General features: G+C 72.1%; 20 protein-coding genes. 13 read left to right on the forward strand and 7 right to left on the reverse strand.

Annotation, left to right across the window (positions count from 1 at the left end):
• The first annotated feature begins 11 nt into the window (after positions 1–11).
• From ACH54P_RS24915 to ACH54P_RS24955, 9 genes are all read left to right on the forward strand, one after another.
• Positions 12–1,646 carry a phospho-sugar mutase gene (locus tag ACH54P_RS24915; RefSeq protein ID WP_489905797.1) on the forward strand — a complete coding sequence of 545 codons (1,635 nt, stop codon included), beginning with the start codon at positions 12–14 and terminating at the stop codon, positions 1,644–1,646.
• Complete coding sequence (locus tag ACH54P_RS24920) at positions 1,646–2,098, forward strand: flavodoxin family protein (RefSeq protein WP_489905798.1); 453 nt, start codon at positions 1,646–1,648, stop codon at positions 2,096–2,098. Before ACH54P_RS24915 ends, ACH54P_RS24920 begins: the two co-directional genes overlap by 1 nt.
• Positions 2,099–2,409: 311 nt before the next feature.
• Positions 2,410–2,814 carry an XRE family transcriptional regulator gene (locus tag ACH54P_RS24925; RefSeq protein WP_489905799.1) on the forward strand — a complete coding sequence of 135 codons (405 nt, stop codon included), beginning with the start codon at positions 2,410–2,412 and terminating at the stop codon, positions 2,812–2,814.
• Complete coding sequence (locus ACH54P_RS24930) at positions 2,811–3,332, forward strand: hypothetical protein (protein WP_489905800.1); 522 nt, start codon at positions 2,811–2,813, stop codon at positions 3,330–3,332. The genes ACH54P_RS24925 and ACH54P_RS24930 overlap by 4 nt, the downstream gene beginning before the upstream one ends.
• Positions 3,333–3,467: 135 nt before the next feature.
• On the forward strand, positions 3,468–4,559 hold the full coding sequence (locus ACH54P_RS24935; protein ID WP_489916616.1) for an MAB_1171c family putative transporter: 1,092 nt from the start codon (positions 3,468–3,470) through the stop codon (positions 4,557–4,559).
• A 1-nt stretch (position 4,560) separates the two neighbouring features.
• The gene (locus ACH54P_RS24940; RefSeq protein ID WP_489905801.1) at positions 4,561–5,727 is read left to right on the forward strand and encodes an amidohydrolase family protein; all 1,167 of its coding nucleotides are present in this window, start codon (positions 4,561–4,563) and stop codon (positions 5,725–5,727) included.
• A gap of 82 nt (positions 5,728–5,809) precedes the next feature.
• Positions 5,810–6,199, forward strand: a complete 390-nt coding sequence (locus tag ACH54P_RS24945; RefSeq protein ID WP_489905802.1) for a hypothetical protein — start codon at positions 5,810–5,812, stop codon at positions 6,197–6,199.
• 24 nt (positions 6,200–6,223) lie between these two features.
• A complete protein-coding gene (gene hisS / locus ACH54P_RS24950; RefSeq protein WP_489905803.1) occupies positions 6,224–7,513 on the forward strand; it encodes a histidine--tRNA ligase in 1,290 nt (429 codons plus the stop codon).
• Between the two features lie 32 nt (positions 7,514–7,545).
• Positions 7,546–8,829: a HEAT repeat domain-containing protein gene (locus tag ACH54P_RS24955; RefSeq protein ID WP_489905804.1), complete on the forward strand. Its 1,284-nt coding sequence runs from the start codon at positions 7,546–7,548 to the stop codon at positions 8,827–8,829.
• Between the two features lie 57 nt (positions 8,830–8,886).
• Here the strand turns inward: ACH54P_RS24955 and ACH54P_RS24960 are convergent, their stop codons facing one another.
• Both ACH54P_RS24960 and ACH54P_RS24965 read right to left on the reverse strand, forming a co-directional pair.
• The gene (locus ACH54P_RS24960) at positions 8,887–9,810 is read right to left on the reverse strand and encodes an aldo/keto reductase (RefSeq protein ID WP_489916618.1); all 924 of its coding nucleotides are present in this window, start codon (positions 9,808–9,810) and stop codon (positions 8,887–8,889) included.
• Between the two features lie 50 nt (positions 9,811–9,860).
• Entirely contained in the window at positions 9,861–10,262 is a 402-nt protein-coding gene (locus ACH54P_RS24965; RefSeq protein WP_489905805.1) for a MerR family transcriptional regulator, read from the reverse strand.
• 84 nt (positions 10,263–10,346) lie between these two features.
• On the opposite strand from ACH54P_RS24965, the gene ACH54P_RS24970 reads away from it, so the two are divergent.
• The gene (locus ACH54P_RS24970) at positions 10,347–10,964 is read left to right on the forward strand and encodes a TetR/AcrR family transcriptional regulator (protein ID WP_489905806.1); all 618 of its coding nucleotides are present in this window, start codon (positions 10,347–10,349) and stop codon (positions 10,962–10,964) included.
• Here ACH54P_RS24970 and ACH54P_RS24975 read toward each other — a convergent pair.
• On the reverse strand, positions 10,937–12,169 hold the full coding sequence (locus ACH54P_RS24975; protein ID WP_489905807.1) for a hypothetical protein: 1,233 nt from the start codon (positions 12,167–12,169) through the stop codon (positions 10,937–10,939). The two genes, ACH54P_RS24970 and ACH54P_RS24975, sit on opposite strands and share 28 nt — an antisense overlap.
• Positions 12,166–12,708, reverse strand: coding sequence for an RNA polymerase sigma factor (locus tag ACH54P_RS24980; RefSeq protein ID WP_489905808.1), 543 nt, complete (start codon positions 12,706–12,708; stop codon positions 12,166–12,168). The genes ACH54P_RS24975 and ACH54P_RS24980 overlap by 4 nt, the downstream gene beginning before the upstream one ends.
• 109 nt (positions 12,709–12,817) lie before the next feature.
• Between ACH54P_RS24980 and ACH54P_RS24985 the strand changes: the two genes are divergently transcribed.
• On the forward strand, positions 12,818–14,221 hold the full coding sequence (locus ACH54P_RS24985) for a hypothetical protein (RefSeq protein WP_489905809.1): 1,404 nt from the start codon (positions 12,818–12,820) through the stop codon (positions 14,219–14,221).
• On the opposite strand, the gene ACH54P_RS24990 is transcribed toward ACH54P_RS24985, so the two are convergent.
• The 3 genes from ACH54P_RS24990 to ACH54P_RS25000 form a co-directional block, all read right to left on the reverse strand.
• Positions 14,203–15,039 carry a pentapeptide repeat-containing protein gene (locus ACH54P_RS24990; protein ID WP_489905810.1) on the reverse strand — a complete coding sequence of 279 codons (837 nt, stop codon included), beginning with the start codon at positions 15,037–15,039 and terminating at the stop codon, positions 14,203–14,205. The two genes, ACH54P_RS24985 and ACH54P_RS24990, sit on opposite strands and share 19 nt — an antisense overlap.
• A 114-nt stretch (positions 15,040–15,153) precedes the next feature.
• Positions 15,154–15,777 (reverse strand): uracil phosphoribosyltransferase, encoded by a 624-nt coding sequence (upp, locus tag ACH54P_RS24995; protein WP_489905811.1) that lies wholly within the window; start codon positions 15,775–15,777, stop codon positions 15,154–15,156.
• A 5-nt stretch (positions 15,778–15,782) separates the two neighbouring features.
• On the reverse strand, positions 15,783–16,220 hold the full coding sequence (locus tag ACH54P_RS25000; RefSeq protein WP_489905812.1) for a protein-tyrosine phosphatase family protein: 438 nt from the start codon (positions 16,218–16,220) through the stop codon (positions 15,783–15,785).
• Between the two features lie 85 nt (positions 16,221–16,305).
• Between ACH54P_RS25000 and ACH54P_RS25005 the strand changes: the two genes are divergently transcribed.
• Together ACH54P_RS25005 and ACH54P_RS25010 are read left to right on the forward strand one after the other, a co-directional pair.
• Complete coding sequence (locus tag ACH54P_RS25005; RefSeq protein WP_489916620.1) at positions 16,306–16,920, forward strand: DUF1707 SHOCT-like domain-containing protein; 615 nt, start codon at positions 16,306–16,308, stop codon at positions 16,918–16,920.
• Between the two features lie 15 nt (positions 16,921–16,935).
• Positions 16,936–17,133, forward strand: coding sequence for a hypothetical protein (locus tag ACH54P_RS25010; protein ID WP_489905813.1), 198 nt, complete (start codon positions 16,936–16,938; stop codon positions 17,131–17,133).
• The last annotated feature ends 90 nt before the right edge of the window (positions 17,134–17,223 follow it).

Genomic DNA, 17,223 nt, shown 5'->3' on the forward strand with positions numbered 1-17,223 from the left:
AGGCTGGCGCGGTGACTTTGACCTCCACGCTGCGCGACGCCGCGTTCCGCTGGATCGCCGACGACCCGGACGACACCACCCGCGCCGAGCTGCAGGACGTCCTCGCGAAGGCGATGGGCGGCGAACCGGACGCCGCCGCCGAGCTGGCCGACCGGATGGCCGGGCCCCTGGAGTTCGGCACCGCCGGCCTGCGCGGGCCGGTGCGCGCCGGGCCGAACGGGATGAACGTCGCCGTCGTCACGCGCACGACGGCCGGGGTGGCTGAGTGGCTGAAGGCGCACGGGCACGCCGGCGCGCTGGTCGTCGTCGGCCGCGACGCGCGGCACGGCTCGGAAGCCTTCGCCACCGCGGCCGCCGAGGTGCTCGCCGCCGCCGGCTTCGACGTCAAGGTGTTCCCGCGGCCGCTGCCGACCCCGGTGCTCGCGTTCGCCGTCGGGCGGCTCGGCGCGGTGGCCGGGATCCAGATCACCGCGTCGCACAATCCCCCGGCGGACAACGGGTACAAGCTCTACGACGCGACCGGCGGCCAGATCGTGCCGCCCGCCGACGGCGAGATCGAGCGCGCCATCCAGGCCGCGCCGGCCGCGGTGAGCGTGCCGCGCGCCGCCGGCGCCGAGGTCGTCGACCTGCTGGACCGCTACCTCGACGAGGTCGCGACGCTGCCGTTGGGCCACGAACGCGCGGTGCGGGTGGCCGCGACGGCGTTGCACGGCGTCGGCGCCGACACGCTGCTCGCCGCGTTCGAGCGCGCCGGGTTCACCGACCTGCACCTGGTCGCCGACCAGGCCGCACCGGACCCGGACTTCCCGACGGTGTCGTTCCCGAACCCGGAGGAACCGGGGGCGACGGACCTGCTGCTGGCCCTGGCGTCCGATGTGGACGCCGACCTGGCGATCGCCCTCGACCCGGACGCCGACCGGTGCGCGCTCGGCGTCCGCGACCGGGACGGCGCGTGGCGCATGCTGCGCGGCGACGAGACGGGCGTGCTGCTCGGCTCCCACGTCTTGTCCACTGTGGACCGTACGCTCGTGCCGGACCCGCTGGTGGCCACCACGATCGTGTCGTCGTCGATGCTGGGCGAGATCGCGAAGGCCGAAGGCGCCCGCTACGCCGAGACGCTGACCGGGTTCAAGTGGCTGGTGCGGGCCGGCGACGACCTCGTGTTCGCCTACGAAGAGGCCCTCGGCCTGTGCGTCAACCCGGGTTTCGTGCGGGACAAGGACGGCATCGCCGCCGCGACGATGGCGGCCGGGCTCGCCGCCCAGCTCAAGGCGCGGGGCCGCACACCGCTGGACGTCCTCGACGAGCTGGCGCAACGCCACGGCGTCCACCTGACGGACCAGGTTTCGCTGCGGGTCACGGACCTGGCCGTCCGCGGGCAGCTGATGGCGAAGGTGCGGGAGACGCCGCCGTCGCGGCTCGGCGGCGTCGAGGTCGCGCTGGAGGACCTGCTGCCGGACGCGGACGTGCTGCGCCTGACCGGCGAGGGCGTCCGGGTGGTGGTCCGGCCGTCCGGGACCGAACCGAAGCTGAAGGCGTACCTGCAGGTGGTGGCCCCGGTGACGGGCTCCCTGGCGGACGCGCGGGCGGCGGCTTCGGCGCGGCTGACGGCGTTGCGGGCAGACATCGAGGAGCTGCTCGCCTGATGCCGAGGTTGCTGATCGTGCACCACACGCCGTCGCCGTCGACGCAGGCGCTGTTCGAGGCCGTGCTGGCGGGCGCTTCGCACCCGGACGTCGAAGGGGTGGAGGTCGTCCGCCGCGCGGCACTGGCGGCGACGGTCCCGGACGTCCTCGAAGCGGACGGCTACCTGCTGGGCACGCCGGCGAACCTCGGCAGCATGAGCGGCGCGTTGAAGCACTTCTTCGACACGGTCTATTACCCGTGCCTGGACGCGACCCGAGGTCGCCCGTTCGGGTACTGGATTCACGGCAACAGCGACACGTCGGGGACGGAACGGCAGCTGCTGGCCATCACGACGGGGCTCGCGTGGGTGAAGGCGGCGGACCCGGTGATCACGACGGGTGAGCCGGACAAGATGATCCTGGACGCGTGCACGGAGCTGGGCGGCACGCTGGCCGCCACGCTGATGACCTGAGCAGGGGTGCTGGGCCAAAAAGGAGCCTGTCACCGGAAGCCCTGGGGGTCGACCTCCGGCGACAGGCCGTAACCAAGGGTTCGCCACGAGGGCGATCGACCTTGGCTTCCAAAGCGTACTACAGACGGCCGATCATGACGAGCCGGAGGCGCGAGGAGACTCTCGCCTGGGCGGTTCCGTACACCCCCAGGGTACGGATCGCCAGGCGAGAGACGAGCCAACTGTAAACCACTGCATACGTCAGCTGTCAACATGTGCGTACAGTGGTTTCCCGGCTAGTATTTTCACTGCTGGATTGCTAGGGGGCGGGTATGCCACGGGAACGCACCTTCGCGGAGCGCCTGAGCGCCCTGATCGAGGCCGCTCGGGTGGACGGCCGCGCGCCGCACAGCTACCGGGAGATCTCGGCCGCCGTGGAGCGGGCGGGCGGGCCGGCGATGTCGCCCGCCTACCTGCAGCAGCTCGCGACCGGCAAGCGGGTCAACCCGAAGATCCACTACGTCGAGGCGCTGGCGAAGCTGTTCGGGGTGCCGGTGACGTACTTCTTCGACGAAGAGGTGGCCGCCGCGCCGGCAGGCGAAGCGCAGCTGATGGCGATGCGCGCCCAGGAGCTGTCGCCGCAGGGACGGCGGCAGGTGATGGACCTGCTGGAGCTCGTCGAGCGCTACGAACGGGCCGAACGCGAGGGCCGCAACCCCGAGGACGCGCCGCGATGAAGGAACGCGAGCTGCGCCGCCGGTGCCGGAAGCTGCTGAAACAGCTGGACATCGGGCCGCCGCTGGACGTCGAGGTGCTGTGCGCGCGGCTGGGCGACCAGCGCGGGAAGCCGATCCGGCTGATGGCCTACCCGCTGGAGGTGCCGGGGCCGTTCGGCTGCTGGATCGCGACGTCGTCCGCCGACTACATCTTCTACCAGGCCGAGACGACGAAATCGCACCAGGACCACATCATCCTGCACGAGCTCGGGCACATGCTGGCCGACCACCACCCGCACGGCGACGCCGAGCCGGCCGACTTCCTGCGCGGCCCCGCTCCCGATCTTGACCCGGATGCCGTACACCGCGCACTGCGCCGCTCGTCCTACGATGACGCGCACGAGTGGGAAGCCGAAACGGTCGCGACGATCATCCTCGAATGGGCGTCGGTCCTGAACTACACGATCCCCCGGCGCGCCGCTGACCGGGATCTCCGCCGGATCCAGGGGGCGCTCGGCGATCACCAAGGGTGGTTGTGAGCACACTTCTGACCAATCCGACCAAAAGCAGGCCGCTCCCCGAGCGGCACGTGACCATTGCTACGAAAGCTATCCGGCCGTGACTGTGGCCGGATTGGTGACGAAAGGCGCAGCAGCCCCGTGAACCTGATCGCGATGGTGCTGTTCGCCGCTGCCCTGGCGTGGCGGATCTACCAGGTCGCACGCGCGCCGACGGTGCCGAACTGGGCCGTCACGGCGTGCGTGGCCGGGTTCGCGGCCGCGTTCCTGCTGCAGCAGACGGTGATCTCCGACGAGGTCGACGCGGTCGTCGGCCGGGGCGCGGCGCGGGTGGCCAACAACGCCCTGCTGGCGTGCGGCCTCTGCGCGCTGGTGATCTTCTTCCTCGGCTCGGCGCTGGGGCCACGGCGGTACCGCCGGGTGGCGGTGGAGCTGGTGCCGCTGGCGGCGACGATCACGCTGATGGTTGTCGCGATGGCCTTGACACCACCCGAGCTGCGGGGGCTCCCGCTGGGGCCGTCGACGATCCACGACAGCGGGATCGCGGTGTTCTACCTCGGTGCCGGGCTGTACCTGATCTACGGGCTGATCGCCTGCACGGCCTGGATCGTGCGGTACCAGCGGGTGGCCGACCGGAACCTGCGGATCGGCCTGCGGCTGGGCGCGTTCGGCCTGGCCAGCGCGGCGGTGGGTAGTGTCTTCCGCGCGCTGTACATCGTGGTGGCGTGGGCGTTCGGCCCGGTCGTGAAGATCCTCCTGCTGCTCGGCGTGCCCTTCGTGATCCTCGGCGGGATGCTGTTCCTCGCCGGCGTCACCTACCCCGGGGTGCGGGCGCGGGTCTCGGCCCTGCGGCGACGCCGTCAGCACCGGCGCGAGCACGAGGCGCTCGCTCCCTTGTGGACGGTCCTGGTCCGCGCGTTCCCCAGCATCGTGCTGCGGACGCCGCCGCGCGGCCGCGGCGAGCGGCTTTCGCCGCGCAGCGTCCACCGCGTGTACTACCGCCGGGTGATCGAGATCCGGGACGGCCTGGTGCAGCTGTCGCCGTACCTGGACGCGGACTTCGGCGAGGTTGTCGCCAGCGATCCCGGTGCCGCGGCGGCCGCGCTGAAGACGGCGCTGGAGCGGCACGCGGCGGGCGAGGCCAGCGACGGCCGCGCCAAGCAGGTCCTGCCCGCCCGGGCCGACGACATCGAATCCGACGTCCGGCCGCTGCTCGCGCTGTCGGCCGCGATGGCGAACGGAAACTGACGTGGACCTCGTGATCACCGCCGGGCGGGTGCTGCCGCGGCCGTCGGCACCGGTCGAAGACGGCGCCGTGCTGGTGCGCGACGGCGTGATCGTGGCGGCCGGCCCGCGCGCGGACGTCGTCGCGCAGGCCGCGCCCGGCGCCGAGCGGCGCGACTTCCCGACCGGCACCGCGCTCGCCGGGCTGTGCAACGCCCACGTGCACCTGGCGTTCGACGCGACGCGCGAAATGCTCGCGCACTTCGAGGCGGACTCCTCGCCGTGGGAAGGCGCTCGCGCGCGGGTCCGGCAGCTGCTGCGCAGCGGGGTCACGACCGTGCGGGACCTCGGGGACCGCGGGCACCTCGGCGCCGCCGTCCGTCACACGTTCGAGGGTTCCGCGGCACCGCGGCTGCTCGTTTCCGGTCCGCCGATCACCGTGCCGGGCGGGCACTGCCACTTCTTCGGCGGCGCCACCGCGTCGGACGCCGAAATCCGCGCCCGGATCGACGAAAACGCCGAAGCCGGCGCGGACGTGATCAAGGTGATGGCCAGCGGCGGCCAGATCACCGAGGGCGGCGCCGACATGTGGGAGTCGCAGTTCGACGTCCGGCGGCTTTCCCTGATCGTCGCGCACGCGGCGGCCCACGGGCTGCCCGTGGCGGCGCACGCCCACGGTGCCGACGCGATCGAGGCGGCGGTCGAGGCCGGGGTGTCGACGGTCGAGCACTGCAGTTTCCTGACCGGACCCCGCTCCTTCGACCGGCGCGAGCCGGTGGCGAAGCGGATGGCCGCCGAGGGCATCTCGGCGTGCTCGACGAGCAGCCGCAACTGGCGGGTGATCGTCGAGAAGCTCGGCGACGACGTCGCGCAGGCGATGTACGGACGGCTGCCGTGGCTCGAGGAGCACGGCGTCCGGCTGCTCGCCGGGACCGACGCGGGCCTGCCGGGCTCGGTGTTCGACGACCCGGTCGGCGCACTGGAGCTCTACGAATGGCTCGGTTTCCCCCGGCGCCGGATCCTCGAGATCGCGACCGAAGACAGCGCGGCCGGGCTCGGGCTCGGCTCGGTGACCGGACGCCTCGAGGCCGGGCTCGCCGCGGACGTCCTCGTCGTCGAAGGTGACCCGCTGGCGTCGCTCTCGGCCCTCCGCAACCCGCTGCTCGTGCTGGCCCGGGGCCAGGAAGCCTAGGTCCCCGACCGGGGAGTGCCCGCTTTGGTGACAGCGTTTTAAAACAGTGTTACGCTAGGGCCACTCGATCGAAGGAGTCCCCATGCACGGACCGACCCAGCTGTTCACGGTGATCGCCCTGGTTTCGCTGCCGACCGTGATGTACGGCGGCTACGCGCTGATGGGCGTCCTGCGCGACCGGAAGCTCACCGAGCACCAGCGCGCGATGTTCCGCGCCGGCCACGCCCACGCCGGCGTCCTGCTGCTCCTCGCCCTGGTCGCGTTGCAGATCCTCAGCCGCACGACGCTGCCCGGCCCGACGCTGTGGATCACCTGCTTCCTGCTGCTGTTCGGGATCCTCGCCCAATCGGGGGGATTTTTCCTCCACCTGATCCCGGGCCGGGGCAGGCTCGGCGGCCGCGTGACGTCCGCCGGCGCGGTGTTCCTGGGCACCGCGACGCTGCTCACGGCGTACGGGGTCGCTTTCGCCTGAGCGCCGGTCGTTAAGCTGGGTGACGTGCCTGAATACCTGCCGACCGCGCCCTACAAGGGGACCCGGGACTTCCTGCCCGCCGAAATGTCCGTGCGTACCCAGGTCTTCGGGCATCTCTACGACGTCCTGGAGCGCCGCGGCTTCCTCCGCTACGACGGCCCGATCCTCGAATCGGCCGAGATCTACGAGCGGAAGTCCGGCCAGGAACTCGCGGACAAGCAGCTCTACACGCTCACCGACAAGGGCGGGCGGCGGCTGGCGCTGCGCCCGGAGATGACGCCGTCGGTGGCGCGGATGATCGCCGGGAGCGCGAAGTCGCTGTCGTTCCCGGTGCGCTGGTACAGCCACCCGAACTGCCACCGGTACGAGGCGCCGCAGCGCGGCCGCGTCCGCGAGCACTGGCAGATCAACGCGGACATCTTCGGCTCGGACAGCGCCAACTGCGAGATCGAGATCTTCGAGCTGGTGCACGACATGATGGGCGCGCTCGGCGCGACGCCGGACATGTTCGTGCTGCGCGTCAACGACCGGAACCTGCTGACGTCGGCGCTGACCGACGTCGCCGGCGTCTCCGAAGACCACCTGGCCCAGGTGTTCGCCCTGGTCGACCGCTGGGAGAAGTACCCGCGCGAGAAGCTGGCGGAGAGCGCCGCGGAGATCGGCCTGTCGGACAAGCAGTTCGAGAAGCTGGCCGAGACGCTCGACGCGGGCGAGGCCCTGCTCGACGAGCTGCCGGCCGAGGTGCGGGAGCAGTCGAACCTGGTTCGCGTCCTGAACAGCAGCGCCGGTTCGCTCGTCAAGTACGAGCCGATGATCGTGCGCGGGCTGGCGTACTACACGTCGACCGTGTTCGAGGTCTTCGACACCTCGCCGGAGAACCGCCGGGCCCTGTTCGGCGGCGGCCGCTACAGCGACCTCGCGTCGATGTTCACGCCGCAGCAGATCCCGGGCATCGGCTTCGGCATGGGCGACGTGACGCTGATCGACTTCCTCGACACGCACGGCCTGACACCGGCACCGCGCAGCGAGGTCGACGTCATGGTGATCCCGGTGACCGAGGACCTCTCGGACGCGGCTCGCTCGGTCGCGACGTCGCTGCGCGCGGCCGGGCTGCGGACGTCGACGCCGATCGAGCACCGCAAGCTGGGCAAGGAACTGGCCCGCGCGGACAAGGCGGGCGCGGCCGCGGTCGTGATCGTCGGCCAGGAGGACTGGGCGGCGGGGAACGTCACGGTCCGGAGCCTGGCGACGCGGGAGCAGAACCCGGTCGCGGTCGCCGACGCCCCCGCGGCGGTCCAGGCTTTGCTGGCCTGAAATCGGCTCGACACCCCTGCCACGCTGGAGGGGTGTTCGAAACCGAGGTGCCCGATCTCGACGCCTTCGCGGCCGGTGACGTCCGGCGCTGGGCGGAGTTCGACGTGGCTGTGCGGCGGACGTGGTGGGTCTCGTGGGAGATGCGGCTGGGCCGCCGTCCCACGCGGGAAGACCTGGCCATCGCCGCCTGCCACGGGAACGGACGGCTGCGGGAGGCCGCCGTCGAGCGGCTGGCCGTCAGCACCACTCCGGAGGCCTTGCCGCTGCTGCTGATCCGGTGCGTGGACTGGGTCCGCCCGATCCGCGAACGCGCGCGCCCGATCGCACTGTCCAAACTGGACGAACGGGCGTTCCGGGCGGTGCTGCCGCTGATCGGGGTGCTGCGGCGGCGTGCCGTCGACGACTGGATGACGACCTTGTTCCGGCAGGCGCTGACACCTCGGCTGGTCGAAGACGCGTTGGCGCTGGAGGGCCGGGAAACCCGCCGCTGGGTCCACACGGAGGCGGTCGGGCTCCTGCCGCGCGAGCGGCTGCTGACCATCGCTTCCACGGACCCCGACTTCGTGGTGCGCTCGATCTGCGGAAACGCGCTGCTCGACCGCGGCGAGTGCGTCGAGGAGCTGCTGGCGGCCGGGACCCCGAAGGTCCGGATGCGGGCGTTGACGCTCCGGGATCTCGACGTCGCGGTGGCGCACCTGACCGACCGGGTGTCCGCGGTGCGGTCGATGGCGCAGGCGCTGGTCCTCAAGGCGGGCGGCGATCCGGCCGCGCACTACCGCGCGCTGCCGGTCTCGTTCGGTGTGCTCACCGGGCTCGGCGAAACCGGCACGGCCGCCGACACCGGGTTGTTCGAACGCCGCCTCACGGACGAGCGTCCGCGGATCCGGCGCGCGGCGGTCCGCGGCCTGCGCCGGGTGGCGCCGGAATCGACGGCGGTGCGGCCGCTGCTGACGGACACCTCGCCCGCGGTGACCCGTCAGGTGGTGGAGTTCCTGCGCGGCAAGCCGGCCCTGGTGGACGTCCCGTCGCTCCGGGAGCTGCTCGCCCCCGCCCACCCGGTCCACACGCGACGGGCGGGTGCGGCGCTGCTGCGCGACCGGGACACCTGGCTGCGGCTGCACACGGACCTGAGCCTGCTGCGCGACCCGGACCTGGCCGCCGAAGCCGAGCAGGACCTCCACGCGTGCCACCAGCACCTGGCCGGGGTCTACACGAAACCGCCGGCCCGGCTGAGGGCGGAGCTCGAGGCCGCCTGCGACGACCTCGGGCCGGCCCGGGCGCGGGGAATCCGCCTCCTGCTGGACTCCGCGAGGTGACTCCCCGGAGTCCGTGAAGGCCCCATCGAACGGGCCTTCACGGACCGGGGATCCGCCTTACCGGCCGGCGGCGCGAGCCAGCCGTTCGGGGTAGCGCTCTCCCGCGACCGCGTCCAGGGGCGCGGCCGCTTCGATGGCCGCCAGGTCGTCCGCGGTCAGGTCGAGGGCCGCCGCCGCGACGTTCTCCTCGAGGTACTTGCGGCGCTTGGTGCCCGGGATCGGGACGACGTCCTCGCCCTGGGCCTGCACCCAGGCCAGCGCCAGCTGCCCGGCGGTGACGCCCTTCTCCTCGGCGAGCTTCCGCAGCGCGTCGACGATCGCCATGTTGCGCTCGAAGTTGCCCTCGGCGAACCGCGGCAGCCCGCGGCGCATGTCATCCTCGGGCAGGTCCGCGACCGACTTCACCGCGCCGGTCAGGAAACCCCGGCCCAGCGGGGAAAACGGCACGACACCGATGCCCAGCTCCCGGCACGTGCCGAGGATTTCGCCCTCGATGCCGCGGGTCCACAGCGACCATTCGCTCTGCAGCGCGGTCACCGGGTGCACGGCGTGCGCGGCGCGGATCGTCGCGGCACTCGCCTCCGAGATGCCCGCGTACCGGATCTTCCCGGCCTCCACCAGGGAAGCCAGCGCACCCCACGTCTCCTCGATCGGCGTGTCCGGGTCGACGCGGTGCTGGTAGTACAGGTCGATGTGGTCGACGCCGAGGCGTCGCAACGACTCGTCACAGGACTGCTTGACGTACTCGGCGTCGCCGCGGGCACCCATCGCGCCGTCGGTCCAGACGATGCCGAACTTCGTCGCCAGCACGACCTCGTCGCGGCGGCCGGCGATCGCGCGGCCCACGAGCTCTTCGTTGACGCCGTTGGCGTAGACGTTCGCGGTGTCGAGCAGCGTGACGCCGAGGTCGAGGGCCCGGTGGATCGTCGCGATCGACTCTTCGTCGTTGTCGCGGACCCCGTAGGCCTGGCTCATCCCCATGCAGCCCAGCCCCTGGGCACTGACTTCCAGTTCGCCGAGCTTCCTGGTCTTCACGCGGAAATTCCCTCCATGCCGGGTTGGGTGCCGAGCACCTTCTGCTCGACCCGTTCGTAGTTCTCGATCTTGTAGTCCAGGATGTCGAGGCACCCCTGCAGCTCGGCGATCCGCTCGGCGACCGACCGGCGCTGCTCCACCAGCAGGGCCTTGCGGCGGCCCGCGCTGGCGACGCCGTGGCGGCGCAGCGACGCGTACTCGCGCATGCTCTTGATGGGCATCCCCGTGGTGCGCAGCTTGGTCAGGAACCCGAGCCAGTTGAGGTCGTCGTCGGAGTACGCCCGGCGGCCCGCGGCGTCCCGGGCGGGCGGGTCGAGCAGTTTGATGCGCTCGTAGTACCGGAGGGTGTCGATGGACAGTCCGCTACGTCGCGCGGCTTCCGCTATCGAGTAGCTCATGAGCCCGACACTACGACCTGGAGTGCACTCCAGGTCAACTCCGCGGTCCTGACAAAAATAACACCGTTGCGATACGCTGCGTAGATGGCTCGACCCCGCACGCACGACGAAGCGCTCCGGCTCAAGCTCCTCGACCGGGCCGGTGAGCTCATCGCCGCGGACGGGCCAAAGGCGCTTTCCCTGCGGAAGCTGGCCGCCGACGCCGGGACGTCGACCACCGCCGTGTACTCCCTCTTCGGCAGCAAACCCGATCTGGTGAACGCCCTCTACACCGAGGGCTTCCGCCGCTTCGGCGCGCGGATGGCCGGCACGCCGCTGACCGGGGACGTCGTCGAGGACCTCGTCGCGCTCGGCAGCGCCTACCGCACGAGCGCACTGGCCGACCCCCACCTGTACGGGATCATGTTCACCAGGTCGGTCCCCGGCTTCGAGCCCAACGAAGACGCCGAGGAGCTCGCCCGCGAAACGCTCAAGCCCCTCGAACGGATCATCCGCCGCGCCATCGCCGACGGCGTCTTCCTCGACGTCCCGCCCGAGACGGTGGCGGTCGGCTGCTGGGCCATCGTGCACGGGCTCGTGTCGCTGGAGCTGACCGGCAACCTGCCGGAGGGGTTCGACGTCACGGCGTCCTACGAAGCGGCCCTGCGCGCGAACGCCTCCGGCTGGCTGCGGCCTCAGAACAACGGCAACCACCCGTCGTAGACGACCGTGCCGTGCGCGTCCCGCGCGACGACGTGGCCTTTCGCGTCCGGCTGGAGCCGGCTCACGGGGAGCCAGACGGCGAACACGCCGTCGGTCACGAGCGCGTCGGCGCCGTTCCCGCCGCCGAAGTCGATCACCACCGTGGTCGCCGAGGCGGGGACCACCGCCGCGAACGGCGTGTGCGGCCGGTCCTGCCCGCCGCCGTCGGTCGCGCCCAGGGTGTCGAGCACCAGTGCGCGGGCGGCCAGCGGCGGGCCCGCGTAGTGGTCCGGGTAGGCCCGCAGCCGCTTTCCCCCGGGGCTCGGCTCCGTCGTGCACGCGATGACCCGTTCACCGAGGCGGCCGAGCACGATCTCGTAGCCCTGCTCGCGCAGCAGCGGGCCGGCGCGGTAGACCGCGGCGTCCGGGACGACCTCCTCCGCGCCGGCCAGGCAGTCGTCCAGCGCCTGGCCCGCGGCCGAGGTCCGGTCGGCGGCGGCCGGGCGGTCGGTGACCGAGAGCAGGGGCGCCGGCGCGGCGGGCAGGGTGAGCATCGGCCGGGTGCTCGGCCCGTCCCCCATCACCAGCTCCGCCTTCGCCGGAACCGTGCCGGTGAACGTGGCGAACTGGCGGCTGACCCGCGAAAAGTCGAGGCTCCACGCACCCGAGGAACCCCCGGCCGTCTTCACCGAGAAGTCCGCCTGGGGCCACGCCGGGTCGACGACCCCGGCGGCCAGCCCGGTCGCGCTGTGCAGGAGGAGCCCGGACCGGCTGCCCGGGGCGTAGCCGGGCGTGGCCGCCGGATCCGACAGGGTCACCGTCGTCAAGGTGACCTCGCAGAACATCGGCCGGCCGGCGGCCGTCGCCGCGACGACCGCGTCGGTGCCCTGGGTCTGGGTGAACAGCGGTACCCAGTCGGCGCGGTCCGGCACGCCCCCGGCCTTCCCCGCCGCCCGCACGGCCGCCCAGCAGCGGTCCAGTGCCGACGTCGCGAGCTGGGTGTCGAGGGTCAGTCCCCCGGTGACCGCGGGAGGCACCTCGGCGGTCCGGCGCAGGTTCTGGGTGACCACGACCGCGCCCGCGGCCAGCAGCACCACCGCGGCCGCGGCGGCGTACCAGACGCGGGACGGCCGGCGCTTCCCGATGCCGGCGCGGACTTCGGCGCGCAGCCGGGCACGGACGTCGTCCGGCAGCGCGCGCCGGGGCGGCAGACCTCGAACGCTCATTTCTCCTCCAGCAGCGTGCGCAGCCGGGCGCGGGCCCGGGACAGGTGGGCGCGGACGGTGACTTCGGCGACGGCCAGCAGCTCGGCGGCGTCGGCGACGCTCAGGTCACCGAGCAGGCAGAGCTCGACGACGGCGCGCTGCGCCTTCGGCAGCGTCCGCACGGCTTCGACGATCTCGCGGAGCCGCTGCTCGCCGTCGAGCTGCTCGGCGACGGCGTCGGCGTGGTCGGACACCACCGGCGGGTCCGGGATCTTCCGGAGCAGCCGCAGCCGCCGTTTCGCGCCGCGGTACTCGTCGCGGGCGGCGTTGCCGGCCACCGTGTAGAGCCACGGCAGGGCGCTGTCGCGCACCAGCGTCACTTCGGCGCGGCGGCGCCAGGCGGTCAGGAACGTCGTGGACGTCAGGTCTTCGGCGCCGGCCCACGACCCGGTCAACCGGTAGGCGTGGTTCCAGACGGCTTCGGCGTGCCGCTCGAAGAGCTCGCTGAAGGCCGCTTCGTCGCCGCCGGAGGCCCGGTCCCACAGGACCCTGTCCCCCACCGGCACCTCCGACGCGGTCGCATGGCTGGTCACACCCTTCAGTGGCCGGCACCGGCGGGGGTGTTGCGCGCAACTTCCCCGAACCGGACGGCCACTTCCGGTCGTGATCATGGAGCAGGTCCGGACCACGGACAACCAGACCCGGTCTTGGCGGCTGCCCGCCGCGGTGGCGTGCGTGTCGGCGGCGGTGTACCTGCTGGCCCGCCCGCACCTCGTCGACGACACGTTCATCACGCTCGCCTACGCGCGCAACCTCGCCTTCCACGGGCATTGGGGACTGCTGGCCGACGCGACGTCGAACTCCGCGACGTCCCCGGCGAACGTCCTCGCCCTGGCCGCCTTGACCTTCGTGGTGCGCGACGCCGTCGTCGCGGCCGGAGTGCTGTACGTGCTGTGCCAGGTCGCGCTCGTCCTGGCCCTGCGACGGCTCGGCGCCGCGCTGCCGCGCTGGTTCCCCGCGCTGGCGTTCGCGGCGCTGACGGTGAACCCGCTGCTGCTCTCGTCGATCGGGCTGGAGGTCGCGCTGGGCGCCGCGGTGCTCGGGTGGCTGACGGTGTTCGCGGTCTCGCAGCAGCCGCTGGCCTTCGGGTTCACCGCCGGCGCGCTCGCGCTCGTGCGGCTGGACCTGCTGGTCTTCACCGTCTTCCTGGGTTTCTCCGTGCGTTCCGGGCGGGCGGTGCTCGGGGCGGTGCTCGTCGCCCTGCCGTGGTTCGCGTTCAGCTGGGTGGTGCTCGGCGCGGCGGTGCCCGACACGTTCGTCATCAAGACGCTGCAGGGCGCACAACGGGCCTGGGGTGGCTGGGACTTCGCCGACGGCCCGCTCTTCTACGCCCGCACGGCGGGGTGGGCGACGGTGCTGTCGTTCCTGCCGCTCGCGGTGGTGCCGTTCGCTTTGCGGCGCCGGCGCGCGCTCCGGCCGTTCGCCTTGTGGGCGCTGGGCGGAGCGCTGTACCACGGGGTGTACGTGCTGCTGAACGTCCCGCCTTACCACTGGTACTACGGCCCGGGGATCACGGCGGCGACGGTGTTCGCCTGCGCCTGGGCGGCTTCCCGCCGGCTCACGACCGGGGCGGTGCTGGGGCTGGTGTCCGCTTCCGTCGTCGCGTACGCGGCTCCGGGGCTGCCGCGCGAGTTCGCGCCGCTGACGTCCAACTACGCCTCGACGGCGAAGTACACCGAGATCGGCCGCGACCTCCGCACGCTGGCCGGGTCACGCGTCGTCGGGAGCGCCGGCGAAATCGGCGTGCTGGCCTACACGTGCGAGTGCGCGATCGTCGACGTGTTCGCCGACCGCGGCCTGCTCCCCGCGGCCATCGAAGCCCGCGGCGCGGGCAGCCGCTGGGTTCGCGCGGCGCTGCGGGTGGACTACGCGTTCTTCGACTTCGACGTCCACCCGCGCCGGCCGGACCTCGTCCTGAAGCGGCTGCCGAGCCCGCCGCCGGACGCGCTCGCGCACTGGACGTTGGACGCGCCGACGTTGGGGAGGCAGGAGCTCTACTTGGTGCCGTCCTGAGGGAACTGCGCGTCCGTCAGGACGAGTTCCTGGTGTTCGCCGCCCTCGAAGTCGGCTCCCTCTTCGAAGACCGTGCGCGAAAACTCGAACCGCCCCCCGGAGCGGATCCGGGTGAAGCGGACGTTGCTGTCGAAGTGCGCCCGGGAGAAGTAAGCGCCTTCCTCGAAGACCGACCGGTCGAAGTTCACGATGTCGCGGAACTCCGTGCCGTAGAACCCGACCTGGCCGGTGAAGTGCGTGCCGCGGATGTGGAGCTGACCGACGAACCGGGCGCGGCTGAAGTCGGCGGCGGCGACGGTGCACCCGCTCAACCGGAAGTCGACGAGAGTGGCCCGCTGCAGATCGATCGACATCCCCGGCCAGTAGCCCGCCGCGTCGTGGCTCAGGTGCGTCTTGAGCAGCTCCTGCACGGCCAGCCGGACGAGGAGTTCACCCTCCTCGGGGTTGTCGGCCAAGTCGCGGGCCGCGGTGCCCTTGAGCCCGACGACCGGGGCCTTGAACGGCATCCGCAGGTAGGCGCAGAGCACGTTCACGATCGTCTGGCGCTGCTTCGGGTTGTCCTGCCCGAGCCGCTCCAGCGCGTAGAGCCCGCCGAGCCGCACGGGTGCCTTGTCGCTGCCGAGCTGCTCGACGGCCTTCGTGTACAGCTCGGTGACCCGCCGCTCCTCGAGGTCGCGTTCGGTCACGCCCGCGACTCGGGTCGTCTCGGCGAGCTGTAGCTCCATCGTGCGCTGGCGGCGCGTCGCCAGCCACAGCGCGAAGACGCCACCCGCGCCCGCGCCGATGCCGAACGCCGTCTTGACGGCGTCGATGCGCACCGGCGCGTCCGGCAACCCGGACCAGCCCAGCAGCAGCTACAGCAGCCCGGCCGTGACGACCGCGACCGCGGCGCCCGCCGCGGCGACCCACCGCCACTTGAGAACCGGCAAGGCTCAGACGGCGCCGTACTGGCGGTCACCGGCGTCGCCGAGACCCGGCACGATGAAGCCCGAGTCGTTGAGGCGCTCGTCGATGCTCGCCGTCACCACCCGGACCGGCAAACCCGTCTTCTCCAGGTGCGCCAGGCCCTCCGGTGCGGCCAGTGCGCAGATCGCCGTGACGTCGTCGGCGCCCCGGTCGGTCAGCAGGCGGATCGTGTACTCCATCGAGCCGCCCGTGGCGAGCATCGGGTCGAGCACCATGACCGGCCGGTTGGCGAGGGACTCCGGCAGCGACTCGAGGTACGGCGTCGGCTTCAGCGTCTCCTCGTCGCGCGCGAGGCCGACGAAGCCCATCTGCGCGTCCGGGATCAGCTTGTGCGCCTGGTCGGCCATGCCCAGCCCGGCGCGCAGCACCGGCACCAGCAGCGGCGGCTTGGCCAGCGTGTAGCCCTCGGTGCGGGCGACCGGCGTGTGGATCCGCTCGGTCTTCACCGGCACGTCACGCGTGGCTTCGTAGACCAGCATGACGGTCAGCTCGTGCAGCGCGGCCCGGAACGCGGCGCTGTCGGTGCGCGCGTCGCGCATCGTGGAGAGCCGGGCCTTCGCGAGGGGGTGATCGACGACGTGCACATCCATGCGGGTCAATCTAGCCGTCCCGCGAACTGTTTCACCCAGCCGCGCTGCCAGGGCGTTTCGACGGCGCGTTCGTGGTAGTTCGCTCGCACCCACGTGACGGCGTCCTCGGCGGGAACGCCGGAGAGGATCGCGAGGCAGGCCATCACCGTGCCGGTCCGCCCGGCGCCGCCGTAGCAAGCGACTTCGACGGTTTCCCCGTGGGCGGCGCGGGCGTGCAGCGCCTTGATCTCCCGGCGCGCGGCCCCGGCGTCCAGCGGCAGCAGGAAGTCCGGCCAGGTGACCCATTCGTGCGGCCAGGTGATGCCCGTGCCGTACTTGCGCCGCAGCCGGCTCGTCCCCAGGTAGAGCCCGAAGTCCGGCTCGGGTTCGTGCGGGCGCGGGCGGCCCAGCCCGCGGCCGCGGACCCGGACGCCGTCCGGGAATTCGACGGTCGGTGATCCCATCGGGTCAGTGTCCTCCAGAAGATGGACACGCTGAGTGGTTTTCGCCGATAAGCTGCCCCGGGTGAGCGAACTGACGCCCGACCAGATGCGGGCCTCCGACGCCGACCGTGAGCGCGTCGCCCAGGTGCTGCACAACGCCCTCTCCGAAGGGCGGATCACGGTGAACGAGCTGGAAGAACGGCTCACGACGGTCTACGCGGCGAAGACGATCGGCGAGCTCAAACCGGTGACGGCCGACCTGCCGTCCTCCGGCGCGGCGGTCGAGCCGGCGACCACGCGGGCGCTGGGCTTCCCGGACCAGCGGATCGGCGGCCACCCGGGTTCCCCGGTGTCGATCGGCGTGATGTCCGGCGCGGTCCGCAAGGGCAGCTGGGTCCTGCCCCCGCAGCACAACAGCTTCGCGTTCTGGGGCGGCACGGAGATCGACCTGCGCCAGGCCCGCTTCGCGGACAAGCACTGCACGATCACGGCGGTCGCGATCATGGGCGGCATCCAGATCACGGTCCCCGACGACATCAACGTGGACGTCACGGGCATCGGCTTCATGGGCGGCTTCGTGCTGGAGGACAAGTCGGGAGCACCACCTGCCCCGCCGACGGCCCCGACGGTGAAGATCAACGGGCTGGGCTTCTGGGGCGGGGTCGTCGTGTACCGGAAACCGGCGAAGCGGTCGGAACCACCGCAGATCGAAGGGAATTGACGCTAGCGTGGCACCATGCGCTCTCTTGCTCGGATCACCACGGCCGGCTTCTTCGTCTCGGCGGCCGTCCTGACGCTCGTGCCCGTGTCCTCCGCGGCCCAACCCGGCTGGTGCTCGGACAGCGACTCGCCCTGCACCGTGTCCGCGCCGGCTGCCGCCGCCCCCGACGGCTGGTGTGTGCTTCCCGGGTCGGACATCTGCCGTCGATATTGACCCTCGCCACCTGAGGTGTGACACAGGGTGACCCGCCTCCGGACGCCGCGCGCTGTCGGGACCGCACTGTCGGGACCACACTGTCGGGAC

The organism is Amycolatopsis sp. N2S4-7, from assembly GCF_058119595.1.